Here is a 23,314-nt window from a genome sequence, read left to right on the forward strand (position 1 = left end):
TCTCCCGTGTTGCGTGCTCTAGGTAAGCGTGTCCATGCTCTTGGCAAGACATCTTTGCGGGGAGCAGAGGTGGTAAAAGAAGACGCCCCGAACTTGGCTTCCGACGAGCACCGTCGAATCCATGCTCTAGTTAGCGCGTGGCTTATCCCTCCGGTTCCACCACCGGCGTGGCGATGCGCCGTGGCCGCCGTGATCGGCGTCGCCATGGCGGTACTTATGCGCATCGCCCTCCTGGGCCTGCACGGCGGCGTGGGCGCCACCCAGCCGTTCTTCCCGGCCATCATGCTGGTCACGCTCTATGCCGGCTGGCGGTGGGGCTTGATACCGCTCGGCGCCGGGGCCGTATTCGGCTGGTGGCTGTGGGGCGGACGCGACGGCGAGTCGCTGTCCGAGGACGAGCTGGCCACCATGGTCATCTTCCTGCTGTGCGCCGTCATGGTCGTGGCGGCGGCCGAGGGCCTGCGCGTGGCGATGCGCATGCTGGCCCGGGCCCGCGAGGAGCGCGCCGAGGCCGAGGCCCGCCTGCGGGTGACCCAGACAGCCGCCGGCGTGGGTCCCTGGGACTACGACATGGTCAGCGGCGACCTCTTCCTGTCGCCCGGCGCGCGGCGGAACATGGGCGCGCCCGACGAGGGCCGGGTGCGGATCGAGGACCTGTCCGCCTACGTCCATCCCGACGATCGCGAGATGACCCGCGACCGGGTGCGACGGGCGATCCAGGGGCTGGAGGACTACGAGGTCGAGTACCGCCTGGCCGATCTGAGCCAGGGCGAGCGCTGGGTGCATGGGCGCGGCGAGGTGATCCGCGACGAGGACGGCAAGCCGATCCGCATGATCGGCCTGAACTTCGACGTCACCAACCGCCGCCGCTCCGAGGAGCAGGTGCGCGAGAGCGAGGCGCGCTTCCGGAACCTGGCCGACAGCGCCCCGGCGCTGATGTGGGTGTCGCGGCCCGGCGGCATCCGCGAGTTCGTCAACCGCGCCTATGTCGAGTTCACGGGCCTCGACTATGACGGCGCCCTGACCATGGACTGGCGCACCCGGCTGTTCCCAGAGGACCTGCCGGGCATCCTCAAGGCGCAGGTGGCCGGCGAAGCCTCGCGCAAGCCCTTCGTCCTGGAGGGCCGCTATCGCCGGAGCGACGGCGAATGGCGCTGGCTGAAGTCGTTCTCGCAACCGCGTTTCGGCCCCGACGGCGCCTTCGTCGGCTTCATCGGCATCGCCTTCGACACCACCGACGCCAAGCGGGCCGAGGCCAAGCTCACCGGGGTCAACGAACTCCTGGAAGAACGGGTCGAGGCCGCCGTGGCCGAGCGCGACGCGGCCCAGGCCGCCCTGCTGCAGTCCCAGAAACTGGAAGCCATCGGCCAGCTGACCGGCGGGGTGGCCCACGACTTCAACAACCTGCTGACCGTGATCATCGGCGCCTTGGACGTGGTCGAGCGTCACCCCGATGATGAGCGCCGCCGCGAGAAGATGGTCGGAGCCGCCCTGGCGGCGGCCAAGCGCGGCGAGAAGCTGACCCAGCACCTGCTGGCCTTCGCCCGCCGCCAGCCGCTGAAGCCTGAGATCTGCCGCGTCGACGGCCTGATCGCCGAGTGCGAGGGGCTGCTCAAGCGCGCCCTGGGCGACGCCTATACCTTCAACCTGCGGCTGGGCGCGGGGGTGCGGGCGACCAAGATCGACGCCGGCCAGTTCGAGGCGGCCCTGTTGAACCTGGTCGTCAACGCCCGCGACGCCACTCCGCCCGGCGGCGAGGTGACCATTGAGAGCCGCCCCGTGACCATCGCCCGCAAGCAGGGCGAGCTTGAGCCGGGCCAGTATCTGCGGGTCGCCGTCAGCGACACTGGAACCGGCATGGACGCGGCCACCATCGCCCGCGCGGTCGAGCCCTTCTTCACCACCAAGGCTCCTGGCGAGGGCACGGGCCTGGGCCTGTCCCAGGTCTACGGCTTCGCGCGGCAGTCGGGCGGGTCGGTCGACATCGAGAGCAAGCCCGGCCGTGGCGCGACCGTGGCGCTGCTGCTGCCGGTCGACACCAGCGACGTCGTCGCCGAGGTCGCGCCGAAGGTCGACCATGTCCAGGCCCAGGTCCCCTCGCGCGTGCTGCTGGTCGAGGACGACCCACAGGTGGCCGAACTGGTCGGGGTGATGCTGCATGACCTGGGGCACAGCGTGGTCCGGGCCGGCGGCGTCGACGAGGCCCTGAACCGCCTGGCCCAGGACGAAGGCATCCAGCTGGTGCTCAGTGACGTGATCATGCCGGGCGGCAAGAGCGGGGTGGACCTGGCCGAACAACTGGCCGCTGACCGTCCTGGCCTGCCGGTGGTTCTGTGCTCGGGTTACACCGGCGGCGACCAGGGCCGCGCGCGGGCGGGGGACTGGCCGTTCATCAGCAAGCCGTTCTCGCTGGAGACCTTGGCCCAGGCCCTGGCGCGGGCGCGGCCGCACTGAATCGGAATCTGCTCCCCTTCCGGGGGAGCTGTCGCGGAGCGACTGAGGGGGCATCGCCGGCCTATGCCGAGCTGCCCCCTCCGGCCCTCTGGGCCACCTCCCCCAATGGGGGAGGAGAAAGGCGCTTGACCAACCCATAACCCCACAGTTATACAAAACCCATAGCCCAATGGTTATGTATCAGTGACAGAAACACCCCACGACGCCCTCTTCCGCACCCTCGCCGACCCGACGCGTAGAGCCCTCTTCGAGCGCCTGTGCCGCGACGGCGAGCAGACGGTCGGCGCGCTGACCGCTCAGGCGGGGGTCAGCCAGCCGGCGGTCTCCAAGCACCTCGCCGTGCTGAAGGCGGCCGGGCTGGTGGCCGACCGGCACGAGGGCCGCCAGACGCACTGCAGCGCCCAGCTGAACGCCCTGGCCCCGCTGATCGACTGGACGAGCCGGATGGCCGGCTTCTGGGAAGGCCGGTTCGACACGCTCGAGGACCTTTTGAACAGGATGGACCAATGACCCCCACCCTTAGCGAAAACACCAAGACCGTCGTCGTCGAACGCGACATCGGCCACGCGCCCGAGAAGCTGTGGCGCGCCCTGACCCAGCCCCACCTGATGGAGGAATGGCTGATGAAGAACGACTTCCAGCCCCAGGTCGGCCACCGCTTCAATCTGCGCGGCGAATGGGGCGGCGTGCTGGACTGCGAGGTGCTCAGCCTCGAGCCGCCCAAGAGCCTGTCCTACACCTGGAACTTCAAGCACGAGGACCCGGCCTACGACCTGACCAGCGTCGTGACCTTCACCCTCACGCCCACGCCCACCGGCACGCACCTGCGCATGGAGCAGGCCGGATTCCGTCCCGACCAGAAGCAGGCCTTCGGCGGCGCCCACGCCGGCTGGAAGGGCTTCCTCGACAAGCTCGACACCCTGCTGGCCAAAGGAGAGTAGGCGCCATGGCCGACGAACCCGTGCTGCTGTCCGGGGGCAATCCGCGGATCGCCAAGGGCCATGGCGACGAACCCGTCCAGGCCTATATCGCCGCCATGCCGGGCTGGAAGAGCGCGGTCGGGGCGCGGATCGACGCCCTGGTCGAGGCGGCCGTCCCCGGCGTGCGCAAGGCGGTGAAGTGGAACTCTCCCCTTTACGGCGTCGAGGAGAAGCACTGGTTCCTGGGCGTCCACGTTTTCGCCAAATACGTGAAGCTGGCCTTCTTCAAGGGCGCCCAGCTTCAGCCAGCCCCACCGGTCATGTCCAAGCAGCCGGACGTCCGCTACTTCCACATCCACGAGGGCGATGTGCTGGACGAAGCCCAGCTGACCGACTGGATCCGCCAGGCCGCCGCCCTGCCCGGCGAGCGCATGTGAGACCCTCATGAGCAAGATGAAGCCCGCGCCGGAAGGCGTCCCCGTCTCGGACCTGATCGACAACGCCATCGCCGAGTTGGGCGACTGGCGCGGCGAGAAACTGGCCCGCATCCGCGTCCTGATCCTGGAGGCCGATCCCGACGTGATCGAGGAGTGGAAGTGGGGCAAGCCGGTCTGGTCTCACGATGGCCTGATTTGCACGGGCGAGACCTACAAGGCCTACGTCAAGACCACCTTCGCCAAGGGCGCGGCGGTCGCTGACCCCAAGGGCCTGTTCAACTCCAGCCTAGAGGGCAATGTCCGCCGGGCGATCGACTTCCGGCAAGACGAGACCATCGACGCGGACGCCTTCAAGGCCCTGATCCGCGCGGCCGTGGCCGTGAACCAGGCCGCGCGGGCCGCGCGGGCGGCGAAGAAGGGTTAGGCCGGCTGCCGAGCACCTTGACCACGGTGACGGTGATAAGAAGCAGCGGACGGTCGGCTTAGCGATCGATTGCGGACGCTGGGCTTGTCCGCTCCTAGCCTCCCTTAACCGACTTCCCCTGCGAAAGCCGGGGAAGTCGGCTGTGTGGGTAACCCCATGGCCGACATTGGCGCGCGCCTCCATCACCAATTACCCGCAACACCCCGGCCACACCAACGCCTTGATCCGGCAAGCCTCGCCATAGTAGACCCCGGGCATCGCGGGGGCGCGATCGCTTACGGAGTCTGTAAGTGTTTAGTCCAGTCCACCGCGCCGGCATGGCCGCCGCGGGATGTTTCTGGCTGCCCCGCGTGACGCCGGCAGCCCTTTCCGCCATCGCCCTGGTCCTGGCGACACCGCTCGCGGCCCAGGCCCAGGAAACGCCCAGGGAGCCGATCAAGACGTTCGGCGACACGCCCCTGACGGACGGCGATGATCTGGTCACCAACGACAAGACCGTCGACCTGACCGAAAGCGTCGACTTCGGCGGCGGCTCCAACGGCCTGGTCAACAATAGCGTCATCACGATCGGCGCAACGGCCACCGCGCCCGTTCAGGTCAAGCTGCTGCGGCTCGAAGCCCTGAAGAACACGGGTCTGATCGACCTGCGCAACGGCCACGCTGGCGACGTCCTGACCCTGTCGGGCGACTACAACGGCTCTGGCGCCCAGGCGCGCCTGGGGCTGGACGTCCAGCCGGGCGCGGTCGATCGCCTGGTCGTCGGCGATATCGCCAACGGCAAGACCGCCGTTGTCCTGGGCGGCTTGTCGGCCAAGACCGCGACGATCACGGGCGACAAGGGTCCGGTGCTGATCCAGGGCGCGGCCGGCTCGACCAAGGACGCCTTCTATGTCGAGAACGCGGAGATCGGCTTCGTCCGCTACGGACTCGTCCAGGACGTCGCGGCCGACAAGACCGTCACCTATCGCCTGAAGGGCGTGGCCGGCCAGCGGGCCTATGAGCTGCTGAAGGTCTCGGAAAGCGCCCGCGACGTCTGGCGACAATCGGCCGACGCCTGGAACGCCCACGTGACCAACCTGCGCGACGCTGGCCATGACGCCGACGGCGCGGGCGTCTGGGGCCAGGCCTTCGGCGGCCGCATGGATCGCGATGACCAGATCGGGCCGAGCGGCCAGGCCGTCGCGGTCGACTATCGCCAGACCACCTATGGCGGCCAGATGGGCGTGGATCTGATCAACGCCGGCATGGACGAGGGCCGTGTCCTGCTTGGCCTGACCGGCGGTTATGCCGACGCGCGCCAGCGCTTCAGCGGCGTGGCCGGCCAGACGGCCAAGCTGCGGGTGGCCAATATCGGCGGCTATCTGGGCCTGACCCGCGGCGGCTACTTCCTGAACGCCCTGGCCAAGGTCGACCGCCAGTCGATCAAGGTCACGAACGGTCCGGACGCCATCGACCTGGATTTCGACGGCACGGCGTTCGGCGGCCAGATCGAGGCCGGCGCGCGCTCCGAGAACGACGGGGTGAGCTACGAGCAGCTGCTGAGCATCAACTATGTCAGCAGCCGCCTGGACGACGTTGACGCCTTCGCCCAGAAGCTGGACTTCGACAACGCCACCGGCTTCGTCGCCAAGGCCGGCGTGCGCGGCGCGCTGCGGGGCGAGGCGCTGGGCGGGGTGTTCACCTCGTACGGCGCGGCCTTCGTGGCGCACGACTTCACGGTCAGGAACGGCCTGGACCTGGTCAGCGGCGACCAGGTCGAGCACCTGTCCAAGGATGGCGGTCGCACCTTCGGCCAGCTGACGGTGGGTCTCAGCTACCGTGTCGGCGGGTCGACGGCTTTCCTGGAAGGCGCCGGTGAAAGCGGCGGCGGCCGCTCGGGCGGCGGCTTGAAGCTGGGCGTGCGCATCGGCTTCTAGCCTCCTCTCGGCTTGGAGCCACGGAGTCCCGCGGGAGGGCGTGATCGCCCGTTCCCGCGGGGCGTTCCTCCACAGCTAAGTAAGTAAAACCTTCACTGAACCGACATCGAAGCCGCCTATAGCCCCGAGCGCGTCTCCAGGTTCGGAAAGGGGGCGCGGCCGGGCTGGAACGCATCGCGTTCGACCCGCTAGGTCCCTGGCGCTTCACGAAGACGGCCGACAACGGCCGCGATGAAAGGTTCTCTCATGCGTCTCTCCTCCTCCAAGCTGGCTTCCCCCAAGCTCGCGCTGCTGCTGGGCGCGGCTTCCGCGACCCTGGCCTTCGCCGGCGCCGCCTACGCGCAACAAGCTCCCGCCGAAGCCTCGACGGCTCTCGACCAGGTTGTCGTCACCGCCGAGCGCCGCTCGGAGAACCTGCAGAAGGTGCCGCTGTCGGTGGCCGCCGTCGCCGGCGACCAGCTGCGCGCCATCACCGCCGATGGCGGCGACATCCTGGCGCTGTCGGGCAAGGTCCCCAGCTTCTACGCCGAAACCACCACCGGCCGGATCTTCCCGCGCTTCTACATCCGGGGCCTCGGCAACATCGACTTCTACCTGGGCGCCTCGCAGCCCGTGTCGATCATCCATGACGACGTCGTGCTGGAGCACGTGGTCCTGAAGTCGAACCCGCTGTTCGACATCGCCCAGGTCGAAGTGCTGCGCGGCCCGCAGGGCTCGCTGTTTGGCCGCAACACCACCGCCGGCATCGTCAAGTTCGACACCATCAAGCCGAGCAAGGACTTCAACGGTCGGTTCTCGGCCTCGTACGGCACGTACGGCACGACCACCTTCGACGGCGGCGTGGGCGGCCCGATCGCCGACGGCCTGATGTTCCGCGCCTCGGTGCTGTACCAGCACCGCGACGACTATGTGGACAACACCTTCGCCGGCGTCAGCGCCGACGGCACCAAGACGCCTCGGAAGAACGCCATGGGCGGCTTCACCGAGAAGGACGCCCGCCTGCAGGTGCTGGCCAAGCCCAGCGACAAACTGTCGGTCCTGGTCTCGGCCCACGCCCGTTCGTACGAAGGCACCTCGACGCTGTTCCTGCGCCAGGCCCTGACCAAGGGTTCGAACACGCCGAATGCTCCGCGCGACCAGGTCGCCCTGGACGAGGCGGACAACAACCCGCAGGCCTATGACACCTACGGCATCTCGGCCCATGTCGACTACGACTTCGGCCCGGTGACCCTGACCTCGATCAGCGCGCTGGAGCACACCGAGGGCTACAGCCGTGGCGACACCGACGGCGGCGCGGCGGCCAACTTCCCGGTCGGCGGCGCGCCGAACGGCTTTGGCCAGTCGATGGGCCAGGTCCGCGACCTGGACCAGCTGACCCAGGAACTCCGCCTGGCCAGCAACGGCGACGGCAAGCTGAAATGGCAAGTCGGCGGCATGTACTTCGACTCGCGCGACACCACCGACTTCTATCAGCGCGGCGTCTTCCTGCTGCCGACCTCCGCCGGCTACAACCCCAACAACTGGGTGCGCCTGCACAACCTGAACACCTCGTGGGCGGTGTTCGGCCAGGCCAGCTACCAGCTGACCGACGCCCTGACGATCACGGCCGGCGTGCGTGACACCTACGACGCCAAGAAGACCGTCCTGAAGAAGACCTCGAACACCGCCGCCAACGTCTCGACCTACACCGGTCGTCGTTACGTGCGCCTGGCCGACGAGCAGGTCAGCTGGGACCTGTCGGCCAACTACCAGATCAATCCGGACGTCAGCGCCTACGCCCGCGTGGCCAAGGGCTTCCGCGGTCCGACCATCCAGGGCCGCTCGGCGGTGTTCAACGCCGACTTCACCACGGCGGATTCGGAAACGATCCAGTCGTACGAAGTGGGCTTCAAGAGCTTCCTGCTCGAGAACACCCTGCGTTTCAACGCCTCGGCCTTCACCTATGAAGTCAGCGACATCCAGCTGAACGGCAACGACAGCAACGGCAACGGCGTGCTGTTCAACGCCGACAAGGCCAAGGCTTATGGCGTCGAGGCCGACCTGGAATGGCGCCCGGTCCAGAACCTGCTGCTGACGGCTGGCGCCAGCTACCTACACAGCGAGATCAAGGACAAGCGCGTCTACGCCCAGGTCTGCGCTCTCAATGGCGTGGTGGTCTGCACGGTCGAAAACCCGACGATCAAGGTGGGGACCAACACCTTCGCCCAGATCGACGGCCAGCCGCTGCCGAACGCGCCGAAGTACAACCTGAACTTCACCGCGCGCTACGACGTGCCGGTCGGCGAGGCCGGCCGCCTGTTCGCCATGACCGACTGGAACGTCCAGGGCTACACCAACTACGTGCTCTACAAGACCCGCGAGTTCTACTCGAAGGGCAACTTCGAGGGCGGCCTGAAGCTGGGCTACGAGAACCTGGACAAGGGTTACGAGATCGCCCTGTTCGGTCGCAACATCACCAATGAGAAGAACCTCAAGGGCGTGATCGAGAACTACATGGCCGCCGTCTACAACGAGCCCCGCATCGTCGGCGTCTCGCTGAGCGCCAAGCTGAAATAAGCGTTTCCTCCCCGGTCCAGCCTTCACGGGCTGGGCCAAGCTCTGCCTAGCCCTGGAGCCCGCGAGCTCCGGGGCTTTTCTTGGCCCGGCGCCGCGGCTCAACCTAAGGATTTGCGCATGCGCGCTTTTGGGGATTAGGCTGACGCTGTCATAGCTCAGCCGGAGCCTATCCATGCGCTCGTCCTGGTCGATCCTGGCCCCCATTGGCCTGGCCCCCATTGGCCTCGCCGTCACGGCCCTCCTGGCCGCCCCGGCCGCCTCGGCTCAGTCCGCCGACCTCTTCACCGAGTTCCGGCAGGCGTGCGTCCATGCCAACGCCGATCCCGACGTCGTCCGCGCCGCCGCCAAGGGCTGGCCCGCGGCCAAGGCGCCGAAGGGCTTCGACCGCGCCAAGGCCTGGTCGCGTGACGGCTACACCCTGGTCTCGGGCGTTCAAAAGCTGGATCGCGGCGAGCGTCGCACCTGCTCGCTCTCGGGCCCCGCCGACCGCCAGGCCGAGGCGCGGGCGGTCGCCTGGGCCGGCGGACGCGCCAGCGGCGGCGGCGGGGTCTCGACCTACCTGCTGATCGACGCGGCCAAGAGCGCGCGCCCGGCGACGGCGGCGGACGCCCGCGACCCGAACAAGATCGGCCGCGTCTCGGGCCTGGCGGTGTCCACGGCCGGCGAGGTCACGACCCTGGGCTATTCGACCTTCGCGACCTCGTCCTACTTCGCCGAGAAGCAGGGGCCGTTCCTGGAAGACCTGCCGTACAGGACGGTCCACGCTCACGAGTTCCTGCAGCCGCCGAAGCGGTGAGACCAAACGAAAAGGGCCGGTTCCTCGCGGAACCGGCCCTCCCCTCTCGCCGTGAGGCTCGAGAGTCTTAGTAGGCGAAGCGGACGCCGACCTTGAACGTACGACCGATCAGGCCGGCGTAGTGGAAGGACGTCAGGAAGTTCGGCGCCGACGAGTAGGCGCCCGGAGCGACCGGAGCCTTGCTGTCGAACACGTTCGCAACGTTGGCGTACACCTGGACCTGATCGTTCACCTGGGCGGTGCCGTTCACGTCCACGTTGATGAAGCGCTTGATGTTGCAGAAGCGGTTGCCGATATCGATGTTCGACGCGCCGGTGCCCGGGAAGTACTGGTTGCCCGTGGCGCAGGTCATGTCGGCCCGTTGGTCGCGAGCGACCGACTTGATCTTGCCGACATAGTAGGCGGTGGCCGACAGCGTGTACTTCTCGCCGAACGAGAAGGTGTTCTGCCAGTTACCGCGCCAGTCCGGCGTGCCGTTGCCCGACGACAGGTCGTACGGGCCGAGGGTCCCGGCGTACTTCCAGACGGTGCCGTCATCCAGCTTCAGGTCCGACTTCAGGACGTGGGTGACTTCGGCGCGGCTGGTCCAGCGGATGCTGTCCGTCAGCGTCATCTTCACCGTGGCCGAAACGTCCACGCCCGCCGTCGTCATCGCGTTGGCGTTGACATAGGGCGCGGTCAGGATCAGCAGACGCGGCAGGGCCGTGGGCGCCAGCGGGTCGATCACGTCGACGACGTTACAGGCGTAGCCGGCGCCAACGGCGGCGACGGCGGCGCAGGCGTCGGTCTGGTTCGTCTTGGTGAAGTAGGCCGCGATGGCGTCTTGCGACTTCGGACCGGCGATGATCAGGTCCGACTTCTTCACGTTGTAGTAGTCGGCCGTCAGGCTCAGCCAGCGGGTCGGTTCGAAGATCGTGCCCAGGGTGAAGCTGCGCGACTTTTCCGGCTTCAGGTCGGGGTTACCCGCATAGCCGCGACCGATGCTGTAGGTCTGGGCGTAGGGGTTGGTGCTGCCGCCGTGGGCCGCGATGAAGCCCGCGGGCGGCGAGAAGCTGACGAAGCCGGCGTACTGCGAACGCGGATTGGCTTCGGCGAAGGTCGGCGCGCGGAAGCCCTTCGAGAACGTGCCGCGGAAGGCAAGTTGCTTGATCGGCGTGAACTTCGCGCCGAACTTCGGCGAGAAGTGGCTGAAGCCTTCCGAGTAGTCGTCGTAGCGGCCCGACACGTTCAGTTCGAGGGTGTCGAGGACCGGCGCGGCGACTTCGAAGAAGGCGGCCTTGACCGTGTGCTTACCGAAGGCCGACGAGGTGGTCAGGCCGTAGGTGTCGAGGCGGACGTTCTGGTTGTTGTTCTCCAGGACTTCCTTACGGGCCTGGGCGCCGACGGCCAGCATCATGTCGCCGCCGGGCAGAGCCCACAGCTTCTTGGTGATCGAGGCGTCGATCGACATCAGCGACGAGTGCGACGGCGTGCGGACGTCCGGCGCGATCGCGTCGCGCACGGCGGCGGTGTTCTTCGACGGGTCGACGAAGTTGTACGAGCCGGTGTTGATCGCGTTACGCACGGCGGCGATGTTGAGCAGGCCATGCTGCTCGATCGTCAGGTTGTCGCGCGCGCCGACGATGTCGACGGCCCAGTTCCAGTCGCCGTCAATATCGCCCTTCAGACCGGCGGTGCCGCGGATGACGCGGTTGTCGCGCTCGCTGCCGGCCGGGATGTCGCCGAACAGGTAGTACAGACGCGCGGCGCCGTTCGACGGGTCAGCGGCGAAGGCGGCGGCGTACGGGTTGTTCGGGTTCAGGCGGCGACCGACGGTGGCGGGATCGGCGCAGTTGTTGCCGGTCGGGCAGACCCACACCGGCAGGACGACGGTCAGGGCCGACAGCGACGGCGAGCCGCCGTAGGGCTGGGTGGCGCGGACGGCGCTGGGCGTGCCCTTGATGCTGACGTAGTTGCTCGAATAGCTGCCGGTGACGTAGCCCTCGACGTTCTCGTTCAGGCGGAAGCTCAGGCGACCGTTGAAGGCGTAGCGCTTCTGCAGCGGCTGGATCTGACGGTAGGTGTCGACCAGGTCCCACTTACAGCCGGTGCCGTTCGCGTTGGCGCTGACCTGCGTGTAGGTGCCGTTGGCGCAGTTCAAGTTCAGCGAGGTGTAGGTCCGGGTCGGGTCCAACAGCGTACCGGTGCCCGACAGCGGGTCGTTCAGGTCGCGCTGGCTCATGCGGATCACGACGGCGTTCGGCGTGGCCGTGGTCAGCGAATCGTCGGCCGAGTTCAGGTCGCGACCGCCGATCGAGCTCAGGTCCTGGGTGTTGTACGGGAAGCCACGGCTGTGGTTCGAGACCCGACCGTCCTTCTGGTACTCGGCGTTGACGTAGAAGTTGAAGCCTTGCTCGGCATAGTCGCCGAAGCCCAGGGTGATGTCGGCGCGCTTGTGCGAAGCATCGCCGCGGTCGCTTTCGCCGCCTTCCAGGCTGCCCTTGACGCCGTTGAACTGCTTCTTGAGCTTCAGGTTCACAACGCCGCCGATGGCGTCGGCGCCGTACGACGACGAAGCGCCGTCCTTCAGGACTTCAATACGGTCGATCAGGCTGAACGGGATCGAGTTCAGGTCGACATAGGCGTTGTGGCCGTCGTCGTTCAGCGGGAAGTTGGTCGAGCGAAGGCCGTCGACCAGAACCAGGGTCGAGGACACGCCCAGGCCGCGCAGCGACACGGCCGAACCACCGGCCGAGAAGCCGGTCTGGAAGCCGGTGCCGATCGAGCCGGCGCCGTCGGCCGAGATCGTGCGGATAGCTTCGGCGGCGGTGCTGATGCCCGCGTGCGCCAGGGTTTCCGCCGTCATCACGGTGACGGGCGACGGGGTTTCGGTGTCGGTCCGGCGGAACAGCGAGCCGGTGACGACGATTTCTTCGACTTCGGTTTGCTCCGGCGCCGGAGCTGTTTGGGCGGCGGCCTGGCCCGCGCCGAGCACGGCCACGGCGGCGCCGCAGATCATGGAGGAGGCCAGCAGGCGCTCCCGGATGGACTTCGTATTCAAGTTAAACTCCCCAGCCTCTAGGCGCGCGCATGGTGGGCATGCGCGGTTCCGAACCCCTCGTTGAATTCGGCTGGCGGGGAGCTACGGGCCGAAACGATCCTAGGTCAACGAACATTGCGTCTCTGAAATAACGCGCCAAATCGCTGTCTCATTAAAGTCACATCATTACAACAAAGTAATCCAAATACTCTGTAGTTGCATATGAATATACATGAAGACAAAATTGCCACTTTAGGTTCGCGACACTCCTTGTCATTTTCGAATTTCGATACGGAGATTAGTTATCGACTACTTGTACAGCAATTACTGTACATAACGCATCAAGGGAGCAAGGCCCGAGCTTTCTGCGCACCAGCCGCAACGGTGGAATCTTTCTTCCACATTACCGATATGTAAGGATAAGAACTGACGTAGATAACGTCGTTCTTGGCAAGCAACGTGTGTCGACACCCACCCCCGCGCCAAATCCATTGCACCGACCCTTTCGGGCTTCGCCCCAGAAAATGGCGCCCCGCTTTCAGAATAAGCCGGGTTTGCATTCCGCTTCGCAGCGGCTATATGTGACGGGACGGTTATGCTCACTTTCAGCATAACCTGGACGCCGGATCCCGAACGGAACGCTCCGAGAGGCGCCGGCGTTTTTTGAGGCCCTGGAAATGCTCACTTTGAGCATAACGGAGTATCAGATGGCCGACGGGTTTGCCGCTCCCCGAGAACCCTTCAAGGGGGAATTCACCGCCCAGATCGAGGCGGAGACCAGCGGGATCTGGGACAAGGTCAAGCATCACGTCACCCCCATGGAGTGGCGGACGCAGGCGCCGCTGATCGCCGAGATCAACCGCCTCAAGCGCGAGAAGAACGCCGCCATCCTGGCTCACAACTACATGACGCCGGACATCTTCCATGGCGTGGGCGACTTCGTGGGCGACAGCTTGGCCCTGGCCAAGGAGGCGGCCAAGAGCGACGCCCAGATCATCGTCCAGGCCGGCGTGCACTTCATGGCCGAGACCAGCAAGGTCCTCTCGCCTCAGAAGAAGATCCTGATTCCCGACCTTAAGGCGGGCTGCAGCCTGGCCTCCTCGATCACCGGCGCCGACGTGCGACTGATCAAGCAGCGCTATCCGGGCGTGCCGGTCGTCACCTACGTCAACACCACGGCCGACGTGAAGGCCGAGACCGACATCTGCTGCACCAGCGCCAACGCCGTGCAGGTGGTCGAGTGGGCCGCCAAGGAATGGGGGACCGACAAGGTCATCCTGATCCCCGACGAATATCTGGCCCGCAACGTCGCCCGCCAGACCGACGTCAAGATCATCGCCTGGGCAGGGCATTGCGAAGTCCACAAGCGCTTCACCGCCCAGGACATCGCCGACATGCGCGCGGCCTGGCCGGGCGCGGAAGTGCTGGCCCACCCCGAGTGCCCGGCCGAGATCCTCGAGGCCGCCGACTTCGCCGGCTCGACCGCCGCGATGAACGACTATGTGGCCGCCAAGAAGCCGGCCCAGGTGGTGCTGATCACCGAGTGCTCGATGGCCAGCAACGTCCAGGCCGAAAGCCCGCGGACCCAGTTCATCGGCCCCTGCAACATGTGCCCGCACATGAAGCGCATTACGCTCCGGAACATCCACGACGCCCTGGTCTACGAGCAATACGAGGTGACGGTCGACGCCGACATCCTCGACCGCGCCCGCCTGGCCGTGCAGCGGATGATCGACCTGCCGCCGCCGGCCGTGCCGGCCCGGTACGACCTGGTGAAGGCCCGGCATCACGTGGATGTCGAGCTGATCTAAGAACCCCCTTCCCCCTTGATGGGGGGAAGGGTTGGGGATGGGGGTGACGCGGCCGATCCGCTTCAACACCGTCCTCCGTCTTTCTCGGATGGTCGAACCGCCGTGTTCACCCCCATCCCCGGCCCTTCCCCCCATCAAGGGGGAAGGGAGTGGAGCGTGAGATGACCCAGTATCGCGTGAACTTCGACGGCCCCGTCATTCTCGGCGCGGGTCTTGCCGGTCTCACCGCCGCTCTGGCGGCGGGCAAGGCCCTCGTCCTGTCGCCCACGCCGCTGGCGACCGGCTGCTCCAGCGCCTGGGCGCAAGGGGGCATGGCCGCCGCCCTGGCCGCTGACGACACGCCGGAGTTGCACGCCGCCGACACCATCGCCGCCGGCGCGGGTCTCTGCGATCCGGACGCCGTCGCCCTGCTGACCCACGAAGGCCCGCGGGCCGTCCGCGATCTCGCCGCCCTGGGCGCGCCCTTCGACCGGAAAGCCGGTGGCGAGTTCGTGCTCAGCCTGGAAGCCGCCCATGCCAAGGCCCGGGTCGCCCGGGTCGGCGGCGACGGAGCCGGCGCGGCGATCATGGCCGCCGTGATCGCGGCCGTCCGCGCGACCCCAACCATCGAGGTCCGCGAGAACGCCCGCGCCCGCCGCCTGCTGCAGGACGAGACCGGCCGCGTGGTCGGGGTGCTGGCCCAGATCGCCGGCGAAATCGTCGAGATCCGCAGCCCCAGCGTGATCCTGGCCACCGGCGGCGTCGGCGGGCTCTACGCCGTTACCACCACCCCGGCCGAAGTACGCGGCGAGGGCCTGGGACTGGCCGCCCTGGCGGGCGCGACGATCGCCGATCCGGAGTTCGTGCAGTTCCACCCCACGGCCATCGACATCGGCCGCGATCCCGCCCCGCTGGCCACCGAGGCCCTACGCGGCGAAGGCTCGATCCTGCGCAATACCGATGGCCACGCCTTCATGGCCGACTACCATCCGGCCAAGGAACTGGCGCCGCGTGACGTCGTCGCTCGCGCCATCCACGCCGAGCGCGCCGCGGGCCGAGGCGCTTTCCTGGACGCGACGACGGCGGTCGGCGCTCATTTCCCGCACGAGTTCCCGGCCGTGTTCGAGGCCTGCCAAAGCGCAGGCATCGATCCGCGCCGCGAGATGATCCCGGTCACGCCGGCCGTGCACTACCACATGGGCGGGGTGGCCACCGACCTGGACGGCCGCGCCAGCCTGGCGGGCCTGTACGCCGCCGGCGAGTGCGCCTCGACCGGGGTGCAGGGCGCCAACCGCCTGGCCTCCAACAGCCTGCTGGAAGCGGCCGTCTTTGGCGCTCGCGCCGGCCATGCGGCGGCGATCGAAGGTGCGAACGGCGGCGAGCCGGTCAGCCTGGCGCCCCTGCCCGACCTGCCGGACGCCATGCTGCGGATCCTGCGCAAGGCCATGAGCCGCGACGCCGGCGTGATCCGCGACGAAGCCGGCCTGACCCGCCTGCTGGAACAGATCGACGCCCTGGAGCCGGCCTACGGTCCCTGCCCGCCCCTCGTCGCCGCCCGCCTGATCGTCGACGCCGCCCTGGCTCGCCAGGAAAGCCGCGGCGGCCACTATCGCGGCGACTTCCCCGCGACCGCCCAAGCGGCCCGCACCTTCGTCACCCTGGAGAGCACGGACGCCGCCGTCCGTTACGCCGCCGAATGACCATTACGCCTCTCGCGGACCTGCTGGTCCGCCCGATCGTCGACCTGGCCCTGGCCGAGGACCTGGGCCGCGCCGGCGACATCACCGGCGAGGCCTGCATCGATCCGGACGCGCGCCTGTCGGTGGTCTGGGCCAGTCGGCAGGATGGGAGGGTTTCCGGCCTTTCCTGCGCGCGCCTGTCCCTGGCCGCCCTGGACCCGACCGCCAGCTTCGAAATGGTGACGCCGGACGGCTCGGACGTGCTGCCCGGCACGGTGCTGGCCCGCGCCGAAGGCAATGCCCGCGCCGTGCTGATCGCCGAGCGCACCGGCCTGAACCTGCTGGGCCGCCTCTCGGGCGTCGCCACCCTGACCCGCGCTTACGTCCGCCTGGTCGAGGGCACGGGCGCGACCATCGTCGACACCCGCAAGACGACCCCCGGCCTACGGGCGCTGGAGAAATACGCCGTCCGCTGCGGCGGCGGGGTCAACCACCGCTTTGGCCTGGATGACGCCATCCTGATCAAGGACAACCACGTCGTCGCCTGCGGCGGCGTCGGCGAAGCCGTCCGCCGGGCGCGGGCCTATGCCGGCCACCTGGTCAAGGTCGAGGTCGAGGTCGACGGCCTGGACCAGCTGGAAGAAGCGCTGAAGCACGGCCCCGACGTGGTGATGCTGGACAATTTCAGCCTCGACGACCTGAAGACCGCCGTCAGCCTGGCCAAGGGCCGGGCGGTGCTGGAGGCCTCGGGCGGGGTGAACCTCACCACCGTGCAGGCAATCGCCGAGACGGGCGTGGACGTCATTAGCGTGGGCGCGCTGACGCACTCGGCGCCGGTCCTGGACATCGGGCTCGACGCCAGCTAGCGGCAAAGCGAGCTCCCTCGCTCCAAGAGAGTGGGGTGTTCCAGGCTCTAGAAAATCCGCGGCAACTCGCGCACCACCATCGCCGCCAGCACGCCCGTGGAAATCACGAACAGCAGGAACCGCACCGCCACCAGGTTCACGCTGACCTGCACCAGGCTGTGCAGCACTCGCGTGACCACATAGACCCAGGCGAAGTGGACGGCCATGCCGTCTGCGTGCCCCGCGACCTGGATGGCCAACGCCGCCGCGTAGAAGATGGTCGGCTGCTCCATCAGATGGTTGTAGTTGTCGGCCGCCTGCCGCGCCCCGTCGGGCAGCTTGTCCAGCGACCCTGGAAACCGTGCGTCCTGCGGCTTGATGCCGGCCTTCTGCATGGCCGGGATCCGCTGGACGTACATCCACAGCCAGATCAGCAGCGACCAGCCCACGAGCACCATCACCGGCGCGATCATCGACGTCTGCATATGAACCTCCCCTTGTCGTTGAGGCCCAGGCTAACCAGAGAACGTCGTTATCGCAAAGGGTGACGTTCGGGGAGGATCAATTTCCCCGGTCTCGGAACGGGTCGGCCGGGTAAACGCCCAGGATCTCGAAACGCTCGGAGAAGAACTTCAGCTCGTCCAGCGCCAGGGCCAGCGAGCGATCCTCCGGCCGGCCGTCGACCTCGGCGTAGAAGAAGGTCGCCGTGAAGGCCCCGCCTTCCATGTAGCTTTCCAGCTTGGTCATGTTGACGCCGTTGGTCGCGAAACCGCCCAGCGCCTTGTAGAGCGCGGCCGGCAGGTTGCGGACACGGAACACGAAGCTGGTCACGCAGCGGTGGGTGAAGTCCGGGGCCGGCGGGGTCTTGTCGGCCGTCATCACCAGGAAGCGCGTGGTGTTATGGCGCTCGTCCTCGATGTCGCGGGCCAGGATCTCCAGGCCGTAGATCTCGGCCGCCAGGGCCGGGGCGACGGCGGCGTGGCGCGGGTTGGGCTTCAGGGCCAGGGCCTTGGCCGCGCCGGCGGTGTCGCCGGCCGCCTCGGTCTCGACGCCTAGACGCTTGAGGCTATTGCGGCACTGGCTCAGCGCGATCGGCATCGAGCTGACCACCTTCACGTCCTCCAGCTTGACGCCCTTGTTGGCCATCAGCTGGAAGCGGATCGGCTTGAAACGCTCGCCGATGATCTTCAGGCCCGAAGCCGGCAGCAGGTGGTGCACGTCGGCGACGCGGCCGGCGATCGAGTTCTCGATCGGGATCATGCCCAGCTGCGCGGCGCCGGTCTTGATCGCCTCGAAGGCCTCCTCGAAGGTCTTGCAGGGATAGGCCTCAAAGTCCGGGAAATACGTCCGGCACGCCTCGTGGCTGTTGGCGCCGGGCTCGCCCTGGAAGGCGATCTTCTTGAGGATGCTCATGCTTGTTTCCCAGCCTGCCGACGGGCTGCTTCGAGGTCGGACGGATTGTCGACGGAGATCGGGGCCTCGGTGGCCACGGCGGCGCGGATGATCATGCCCTGCTCCATGGCGCGCAGCTGCTCCAGCTTCTCGCGCTTTTCCAGGGGCGAGGGCGAGGCGGCGTTGAACGCCTCCAGCGCCTCGCGGCGATAGCCGTAGATGCCGATGTGACGCCACACCGGCGCGTCGCCATAGAGGGTCGAGCGGGTGAAATAGAGCGCGCGGCCGCTTGTCCCGTCGTCCTCCATCGCCAGCACGGCCTTGACCACGTCGGGGTTGGACCGGTCGGCGGGCGAGGCCTCGGGCGCCACCACGGTGGCGATGTCGGCGTCGCTGAACTCTTCCAGGATTCGGGCGCAGTCGCTCAGCACGGCCGGATCGACGAACGGCATGTCGCCTTGCAGGTTGATGATCACGTCGTGCTCGAACTGGGGATCCAGCCGCGCCAGGGCCGCCAGGATCCGGTCCGAGCCCGAGGGCAGGTCCGGATCGGTCAGCACCGCCGTCCCGCCGGCCGCCCGCACCGCCTCGACGATCTCCGCATCGCCGGCCGCCACGGCCACCGGGCCGATATTGGCCGCCAGGGCCTGGCGCAGAACCCGGACAATCATCGGAATCCCGCCAATGTCGGCCAGCGGCTTGTTCGGCAGACGCGTGGCCGCCATCCGCGCGGGGATCAGGACGATCGGGTTCATGGCGGTTCGTGGCCTCAAATCTTTGCCAACCGGTTGCGCGAGGGGCGGTAGCGTGTAAGAGACGCGAGCGCAACATGACGCGTACTGGGGACTCATTTGGGGGGCTTCCGGTACGCGGGTTTCAGACCCGCCTTTCGACGGGTGGACAAGAGGCTGACAAGGCTGAAATGAGCGACCTGACGTTCAACAAGATCGCTGGCGGCGTGCTGCTGACCGGCCTGGTTATCTTCGGTCTGCGCGAAGCGTCCGACATCGTCTTCAAGAAGCATGAAGTCGAGAAGGCCGGCTACGAGATCGCGGTCCAGGAAGAATCCGCCGGTGGCGCCGCGGCCGTCGACACCCCGCCCGACTGGGCCGCCGTGCTGACCCCGGCCAATGTCGCCGCTGGCGAGGCCGTCGCGGCCAAGTGCGCCGCTTGCCACAAGCTGGACGCCTCGAACGCCAACGCCACGGGCCCTGGCCTGTGGGACGTGGTGGGCCGCAAGCCGGCCGGTCACCCGGGCTTCAACTATTCGGGCGCGATGAAGGACTTCTCGGGCAAGACCCCGATCTGGGACTACGACGCCCTGTACACCTTCCTGAAGGCGCCCGGTAAGGACGTTCCCGGCACCAACATGACCTTCGTGGGTCTGAAGAAGCCGGAAGACCGCATCGCGATGATCGCCTACCTGCACAGCCTGGGCAGCAAGCTGCCGGTGCCGCCGCCGCGTCCGGCCGCCGCCGCCGCCGCTCCGGCCGCTGAAGGCGCTCCGGCCGCCGACGCCGCCGCGCCTGGCGCTCCGGGCGGCACGACCGCTCCGGCCGCTGGCGCGGCCGCCGCTCCGGCCGCCCCGCAAGCCGGTGGCAATACGGCGCCGCCAAAGGTCTGATCACCCTTTAGGCTGATCACCGAATCTGAAAGGGCCGCGAAGTTTCCTTCGCGGCCCTTTTTCTATTTATCCCAATGACGAGGGTCTGCGATATCCTAGCACCCCGCCCGTCAGCGTAGCCTCGATCCGGGCCACCGCCTCGCCCAACGGCTCCACCGCCGTGGCCATGTGGTGGGCGTTGGCGTGGAGGATGGTGTCGCGGTCCAGCAGGATGGCGACGTGGCCCTTCCAGAACACCAGATCGCCGCGCTCGCGGTCGGCCTCGGCCACCTCCGGGAAGAAGCCGCGCTGCATGTCGGTGTCCCTTGGGCAGGCGCGGGCGCAGGCGTAAAGAGCCTGTTGGACCAGGCCCGAGCAGTCCACGCCCAGGCTCTCGCGGCCGCCCCACTGGTAGGGCGCGCCCAGGAAACGCTCCGCGATGGCGACGTAGTCGCGCTCGCCCCGGCCGATGGCGGTCAGGTGCGCCTCGACGAACCAGCCCGTGCCGGCCCCCTTGGCGAAGCGGCCTTCGCGGGCCTCGATCGTCACAAGACTGTTGAGGCTATAGAGCCCCTCGGGCCGCGACTTGATGTCGGGCTTGCTGAAGGCGTAGGTGCGGATGGCGCTGACCGCGTGGGTCGGCGGATGGGCCTGCTCGATCAGGGCCGACGCCGCGACATAGCCGACATAACCGTCGCGCGGGGCCTGACCCCAGGCGAAGCCGTCCTTTTCCTCCAGCACCCGGAAGACCTCGCCGAATAAAAGCTGGTCCCACTGCTCGGCGTCGGGCGAGGCGCTGGCCCGAATCGCCGTGGCCGGGACCGCGCAGACCATGACCCGGCTCTCCGCATAACGCTCGGCCGGGGCCAGGCCTTCCAGGCGCTGGTCGGCGAGGTCCGGGCGGGCCAGCGTCACTCGACTGTCTCCAAAAAAACCTTCGGGGGTCATGCGAAGCGGCTCTTGATCATGGCGAACGCGGCGCGGATGGCCTGGACCTCCGCCCCTACCGGGAATCCGGGGCGTCCCTTGGGGTTCCAGGCGAAGACGTCGAAGTGGGCCCAGGGGCCGGTGTCTTCTCCATTTGGGGCGAAGCGCCGCAGGAACAAGGCCGCCGTGGTGGCGCCGGCCTGCGCCCAGCCGTCGGGATCGTTCTTGAGGTCGGCGATGTCGCTGTCCAGGGCCTCGCGATAGGCGTCGGTCAGCGGCATGCGCCACAGGGCGTCGGAGACGGTCTTCGAGGCCGCCTCGATCTGGCCGGCCAGCTTGTCGTCGGGTGTCCAGAACGGGACCACGAACGGCCCCAGGGCCATGCGCGCCGCGCCGGTCAGGGTGGCGAAATCCAGGGTCAGGGCGGGCTTCAACTCCGCGGCGCGGGTCAGGGCGTCGGCCAGGATCAGGCGGCCCTCGGCGTCGGTGTTGCCCACTTCCACGGTCAGGCCGACGCGGGTCTGGAGCACGTCGCCCGGCCGCATGGCGTCGCCGGCGATGGCGTTCTCGACCACCGGGGTCAGGATGACCAGCCGCACCGGCAGCCTGGCCTCCATGATCATCCGGCCGAGCGCCAGGGCGTGAGCGGCGCCGCCCATGTCCTTCTTCATCAGCCGCATGCCGGCCGAGGGCTTGATGTCCAGGCCGCCGGTGTCGAAGACAACGCCCTTCCCCACGAGGGCCAGCACCGGGTGGGCCGCATCCCCCCAGGTCACCTCGATCATCCGGGGCGCGCGCACCGCGACGGCGGCGCGGCCCACGGCGTGCACGGCGGGATAGTTCTCGCGCAGCAGATCATCGCCACGCACCACCGACAGGGTCGCGCCGTACTTCTCGGCGATCTCGCCGGCGATGGTCTCGATCTGCAGCGGTCCCATGTCGTTGGCCGGGGTGTTGACCATGTCGCGGCACAGGGCGCAGGCGTGGGCGAAGGCGGTCACGACAGCCGCGTCGACACCCTTGGGGGCCACCAGACGGGCGATCGGCTCGCCCTTCTTCTTGTAGCGGTCGAAACGATAGGTCCCCAGGGCGAAGGCCAGCGCCGCCTCGCCGGGATCGACGCCCCGGGGGATCCTGGTCAGGGCGTATTGGCCAGCCGGCAGCTTGCCCGCGAGGGTGCGAAACAGCGACAGATCAACGCGGCCCCCACCTCGATTTGATCCCAACCCGAACAGCACCCGCTCGATCGCGCCGCTGGCGCCGGGAACCGCCAGCACCTGGCCGGCCTTGCCCGTGAACGTGTTGGCGGCGGCGTAAGTCCTTACCGCGGCGCGCTTTTGCGCCAGGAAAGCCTCGACCTCGACCTCGGCCAACGGGTGGACCGGGATCGCCTGACCGTCGGCCTGCGCCAAGATCGGATGCGTCGCGTCGGTCATCGGCGGAACCCTTTAAAATTATGCTTAACGATTCCTTGAGGGCGCGCCCGGACAATGGGCGCACTCTCTGGAGACATGTCTTTCATGTGTCGCAAGCGCGCGCTCGTCGCAACCGTTCTCGTCCCGGCAGCCCTGCTGTTGAGCTCGCCCGCCTTCGCGGCGGACGCGTCCAAGCCCGCGCCGCAAGCCGCCGCTCCGTCCACGCCGGCGATCCAAAAGGCCTCGGCCCAGCAGCGCGCCGAGGCGCGTCGCCTGGACCCGCTGGCCCGCGCGGCCTTCTGGGGTTCTGAGTTCGAGATCGATCCGGCCGACGCCGAGGCCGGCGCGGGTCTGGCCCAAGCCCTGCGCGGCCTGGGCCGCAACGACGACGCCGCCGAGGTCGCGACCAAGGCCCTGGTCTCCAACCCCAACGACAACGGGCTGCTGCTGGAGCTGGCCCGCGCCCACATCGCGCGCGGCCAGGGCTTCTACGCTATCGACCCGGCCCGCAAGGCCGCCGCCCAGAACCCCAAGGACTGGCGCCCGCGGACCCTGCTGGGCGTGGCCTATGAACAGGCCCAGCGCGACGACGAGTCCGAGGCCGCCCACCGCCAAGCCCTGGCGCTGGCCCCCAACGAGGCCACGCCGCTGGCCAACTACGCCATGCACCTGGCCGCCAAGGGCGATCTGGCGAATGCGGAGATCCAGCTGCGCCGCGCCGCCGCCCTGCCGACGGCCACCATCCAGGTGCGCCAGAACCTCGCCTTGGTGGTTGGTCTTCAAGGTCGTTTGGCCGAAGCCGAAAAACTGGCCCGCGCCGACCTCCCCCCCGAACAGGTCGCCAACAACCTGGCCTACCTCCGCGCCGCGATTGGGCAGGCCGGCGCGAACAGATCGTGGGACGCCATGAAGGCCGGCGGCGGGCAGTAGGGCGCTAAGCCGCCTACCCCGCCAGCGCCTGGCTCATCACCTGGGCGGCTTTGCTGAACGTGCCCATGAGGGGCTCGGCCAGCAGGTGTTTCATCGTGAACGCGAAGAACGCCGCCAGTCCCAAAAGCAGCGCCATCTCCATGGCCGCGCCACCCTCTTCCTCCTTCGCGAACACGCGAACTGGAGGACCCTTCCCGAAGCCGTAATCCAT

The 23,314-nt window shown here is 68.0% G+C and carries 20 protein-coding genes; 13 read left to right on the forward strand and 7 right to left on the reverse strand.

Annotation, left to right across the window (positions count from 1 at the left end; genetic code table 11):
* Positions 1-54 precede the first annotated feature (54 nt).
* From ACW173_RS01865 to ACW173_RS01900, 8 genes are all read left to right on the forward strand, one after another.
* Positions 55-2,454, forward strand: coding sequence for a hybrid sensor histidine kinase/response regulator (locus ACW173_RS01865; protein WP_492083191.1), 2,400 nt, complete (start codon positions 55-57; stop codon positions 2,452-2,454).
* Between the two features lie 183 nt (positions 2,455-2,637).
* Positions 2,638-2,964, forward strand: coding sequence for an ArsR/SmtB family transcription factor (locus tag ACW173_RS01870; RefSeq protein WP_492083192.1), 327 nt, complete (start codon positions 2,638-2,640; stop codon positions 2,962-2,964).
* Entirely contained in the window at positions 2,961-3,395 is a 435-nt protein-coding gene (locus ACW173_RS01875) for an SRPBCC family protein (RefSeq protein ID WP_492083193.1), read from the forward strand. The genes ACW173_RS01870 and ACW173_RS01875 overlap by 4 nt, the downstream gene beginning before the upstream one ends.
* A gap of 5 nt (positions 3,396-3,400) precedes the next feature.
* Entirely contained in the window at positions 3,401-3,811 is a 411-nt protein-coding gene (locus ACW173_RS01880; protein ID WP_492083194.1) for a DUF1801 domain-containing protein, read from the forward strand.
* Positions 3,812-3,818: 7 nt separating this feature from the next.
* Positions 3,819-4,235 (forward strand): DUF1801 domain-containing protein, encoded by a 417-nt coding sequence (locus ACW173_RS01885; protein WP_492083195.1) that lies wholly within the window; start codon positions 3,819-3,821, stop codon positions 4,233-4,235.
* 290 nt (positions 4,236-4,525) lie between these two features.
* On the forward strand, positions 4,526-6,151 hold the full coding sequence (locus ACW173_RS01890; protein ID WP_492083196.1) for an autotransporter outer membrane beta-barrel domain-containing protein: 1,626 nt from the start codon (positions 4,526-4,528) through the stop codon (positions 6,149-6,151).
* Between the two features lie 246 nt (positions 6,152-6,397).
* Positions 6,398-8,707, forward strand: a complete 2,310-nt coding sequence (locus tag ACW173_RS01895) for a TonB-dependent receptor (protein WP_492083197.1) — start codon at positions 6,398-6,400, stop codon at positions 8,705-8,707.
* Between the two features lie 172 nt (positions 8,708-8,879).
* A complete protein-coding gene (locus ACW173_RS01900; protein WP_492083198.1) occupies positions 8,880-9,503 on the forward strand; it encodes a hypothetical protein in 624 nt (207 codons plus the stop codon).
* Between the two features lie 67 nt (positions 9,504-9,570).
* Here the strand turns inward: ACW173_RS01900 and ACW173_RS01905 are convergent, their stop codons facing one another.
* Entirely contained in the window at positions 9,571-12,501 is a 2,931-nt protein-coding gene (locus ACW173_RS01905; protein WP_492085864.1) for a TonB-dependent receptor plug domain-containing protein, read from the reverse strand.
* Positions 12,502-13,229: 728 nt separating this feature from the next.
* Between ACW173_RS01905 and nadA the strand changes: the two genes are divergently transcribed.
* From nadA to nadC, 3 genes are all read left to right on the forward strand, one after another.
* Positions 13,230-14,333, forward strand: a complete 1,104-nt coding sequence (nadA, locus tag ACW173_RS01910; RefSeq protein WP_492083199.1) for a quinolinate synthase NadA — start codon at positions 13,230-13,232, stop codon at positions 14,331-14,333.
* Positions 14,334-14,494: 161 nt separating this feature from the next.
* Positions 14,495-16,012, forward strand: a complete 1,518-nt coding sequence (locus tag ACW173_RS01915; RefSeq protein ID WP_492083201.1) for an L-aspartate oxidase — start codon at positions 14,495-14,497, stop codon at positions 16,010-16,012.
* The gene (nadC, locus tag ACW173_RS01920; protein WP_492083202.1) at positions 16,009-16,857 is read left to right on the forward strand and encodes a carboxylating nicotinate-nucleotide diphosphorylase; all 849 of its coding nucleotides are present in this window, start codon (positions 16,009-16,011) and stop codon (positions 16,855-16,857) included. Before ACW173_RS01915 ends, nadC begins: the two co-directional genes overlap by 4 nt.
* Before the next feature lie 47 nt (positions 16,858-16,904).
* Here nadC and ACW173_RS01925 read toward each other — a convergent pair whose 3' ends face one another.
* From ACW173_RS01925 to ACW173_RS01935, 3 genes are all read right to left on the reverse strand, one after another.
* The gene (locus tag ACW173_RS01925) at positions 16,905-17,321 is read right to left on the reverse strand and encodes an MAPEG family protein (protein WP_492083203.1); all 417 of its coding nucleotides are present in this window, start codon (positions 17,319-17,321) and stop codon (positions 16,905-16,907) included.
* A 76-nt stretch (positions 17,322-17,397) separates the two neighbouring features.
* Positions 17,398-18,249, reverse strand: a complete 852-nt coding sequence (locus tag ACW173_RS01930) for a prephenate dehydratase (RefSeq protein WP_492083204.1) — start codon at positions 18,247-18,249, stop codon at positions 17,398-17,400.
* A complete protein-coding gene (locus ACW173_RS01935; RefSeq protein WP_492083205.1) occupies positions 18,246-18,983 on the reverse strand; it encodes a 3-deoxy-manno-octulosonate cytidylyltransferase in 738 nt (245 codons plus the stop codon). The genes ACW173_RS01930 and ACW173_RS01935 overlap by 4 nt, the downstream gene beginning before the upstream one ends.
* A gap of 167 nt (positions 18,984-19,150) precedes the next feature.
* Between ACW173_RS01935 and ACW173_RS01940 the strand changes: the two genes are divergently transcribed.
* On the forward strand, positions 19,151-19,852 hold the full coding sequence (locus ACW173_RS01940) for a c-type cytochrome (protein WP_492083206.1): 702 nt from the start codon (positions 19,151-19,153) through the stop codon (positions 19,850-19,852).
* 66 nt (positions 19,853-19,918) lie between these two features.
* Here ACW173_RS01940 and ACW173_RS01945 read toward each other — a convergent pair whose 3' ends face one another.
* Together ACW173_RS01945 and ACW173_RS01950 are read right to left on the reverse strand one after the other, a co-directional pair.
* Complete coding sequence (locus tag ACW173_RS01945; RefSeq protein WP_492083207.1) at positions 19,919-20,779, reverse strand: C40 family peptidase; 861 nt, start codon at positions 20,777-20,779, stop codon at positions 19,919-19,921.
* Positions 20,776-22,194: a leucyl aminopeptidase family protein gene (locus ACW173_RS01950; protein WP_492083208.1), complete on the reverse strand. Its 1,419-nt coding sequence runs from the start codon at positions 22,192-22,194 to the stop codon at positions 20,776-20,778. The genes ACW173_RS01945 and ACW173_RS01950 overlap by 4 nt, the downstream gene beginning before the upstream one ends.
* A gap of 84 nt (positions 22,195-22,278) precedes the next feature.
* Between ACW173_RS01950 and ACW173_RS01955 the strand changes: the two genes are divergently transcribed.
* The gene (locus ACW173_RS01955) at positions 22,279-23,103 is read left to right on the forward strand and encodes a tetratricopeptide repeat protein (RefSeq protein WP_492083209.1); all 825 of its coding nucleotides are present in this window, start codon (positions 22,279-22,281) and stop codon (positions 23,101-23,103) included.
* Between the two features lie 13 nt (positions 23,104-23,116).
* Here ACW173_RS01955 and ACW173_RS01960 read toward each other — a convergent pair whose 3' ends face one another.
* Positions 23,117-23,314, reverse strand: coding sequence for a hypothetical protein (locus tag ACW173_RS01960; RefSeq protein WP_492083210.1), 198 nt, complete (start codon positions 23,312-23,314; stop codon positions 23,117-23,119).

This window comes from Caulobacter sp. ALps2 (assembly GCF_058681635.1).

Bases quoted from the DNA above. Each gene is read 5' to 3' on its own strand.
- ACW173_RS01875 (WP_492083193.1), top strand. From the start codon at position 2,961: ATGACCCCCACCCTTAGCGAAAACACCAAGACCGTCGTCGTCGAACGC.
- ACW173_RS01880 (WP_492083194.1), top strand. From the start codon at position 3,401: ATGGCCGACGAACCCGTGCTGCTGTCCGGGGGCAATCCGCGGATCGCC.
- ACW173_RS01885 (WP_492083195.1), top strand. From the start codon at position 3,819: ATGAGCAAGATGAAGCCCGCGCCGGAAGGCGTCCCCGTCTCGGACCTG.
- ACW173_RS01895 (WP_492083197.1), top strand. From the start codon at position 6,398: ATGCGTCTCTCCTCCTCCAAGCTGGCTTCCCCCAAGCTCGCGCTGCTG.
- ACW173_RS01900 (WP_492083198.1), top strand. From the start codon at position 8,880: ATGCGCTCGTCCTGGTCGATCCTGGCCCCCATTGGCCTGGCCCCCATT.
- ACW173_RS01905 (WP_492085864.1), bottom strand. From the start codon at position 12,501: ATGATCTGCGGCGCCGCCGTGGCCGTGCTCGGCGCGGGCCAGGCCGCC.
- nadA (WP_492083199.1), top strand. From the start codon at position 13,230: ATGGCCGACGGGTTTGCCGCTCCCCGAGAACCCTTCAAGGGGGAATTC.
- ACW173_RS01915 (WP_492083201.1), top strand. From the start codon at position 14,495: ATGACCCAGTATCGCGTGAACTTCGACGGCCCCGTCATTCTCGGCGCG.
- nadC (WP_492083202.1), top strand. From the start codon at position 16,009: ATGACCATTACGCCTCTCGCGGACCTGCTGGTCCGCCCGATCGTCGAC.
- ACW173_RS01925 (WP_492083203.1), bottom strand. From the start codon at position 17,321: ATGCAGACGTCGATGATCGCGCCGGTGATGGTGCTCGTGGGCTGGTCG.
- ACW173_RS01930 (WP_492083204.1), bottom strand. From the start codon at position 18,249: ATGAGCATCCTCAAGAAGATCGCCTTCCAGGGCGAGCCCGGCGCCAAC.
- ACW173_RS01935 (WP_492083205.1), bottom strand. From the start codon at position 18,983: ATGAACCCGATCGTCCTGATCCCCGCGCGGATGGCGGCCACGCGTCTG.
- ACW173_RS01940 (WP_492083206.1), top strand. From the start codon at position 19,151: ATGAGCGACCTGACGTTCAACAAGATCGCTGGCGGCGTGCTGCTGACC.
- ACW173_RS01945 (WP_492083207.1), bottom strand. From the start codon at position 20,779: ATGACCCCCGAAGGTTTTTTTGGAGACAGTCGAGTGACGCTGGCCCGC.
- ACW173_RS01950 (WP_492083208.1), bottom strand. From the start codon at position 22,194: ATGACCGACGCGACGCATCCGATCTTGGCGCAGGCCGACGGTCAGGCG.
- ACW173_RS01955 (WP_492083209.1), top strand. From the start codon at position 22,279: ATGTGTCGCAAGCGCGCGCTCGTCGCAACCGTTCTCGTCCCGGCAGCC.
- ACW173_RS01960 (WP_492083210.1), bottom strand. From the start codon at position 23,314: ATGGATTACGGCTTCGGGAAGGGTCCTCCAGTTCGCGTGTTCGCGAAG.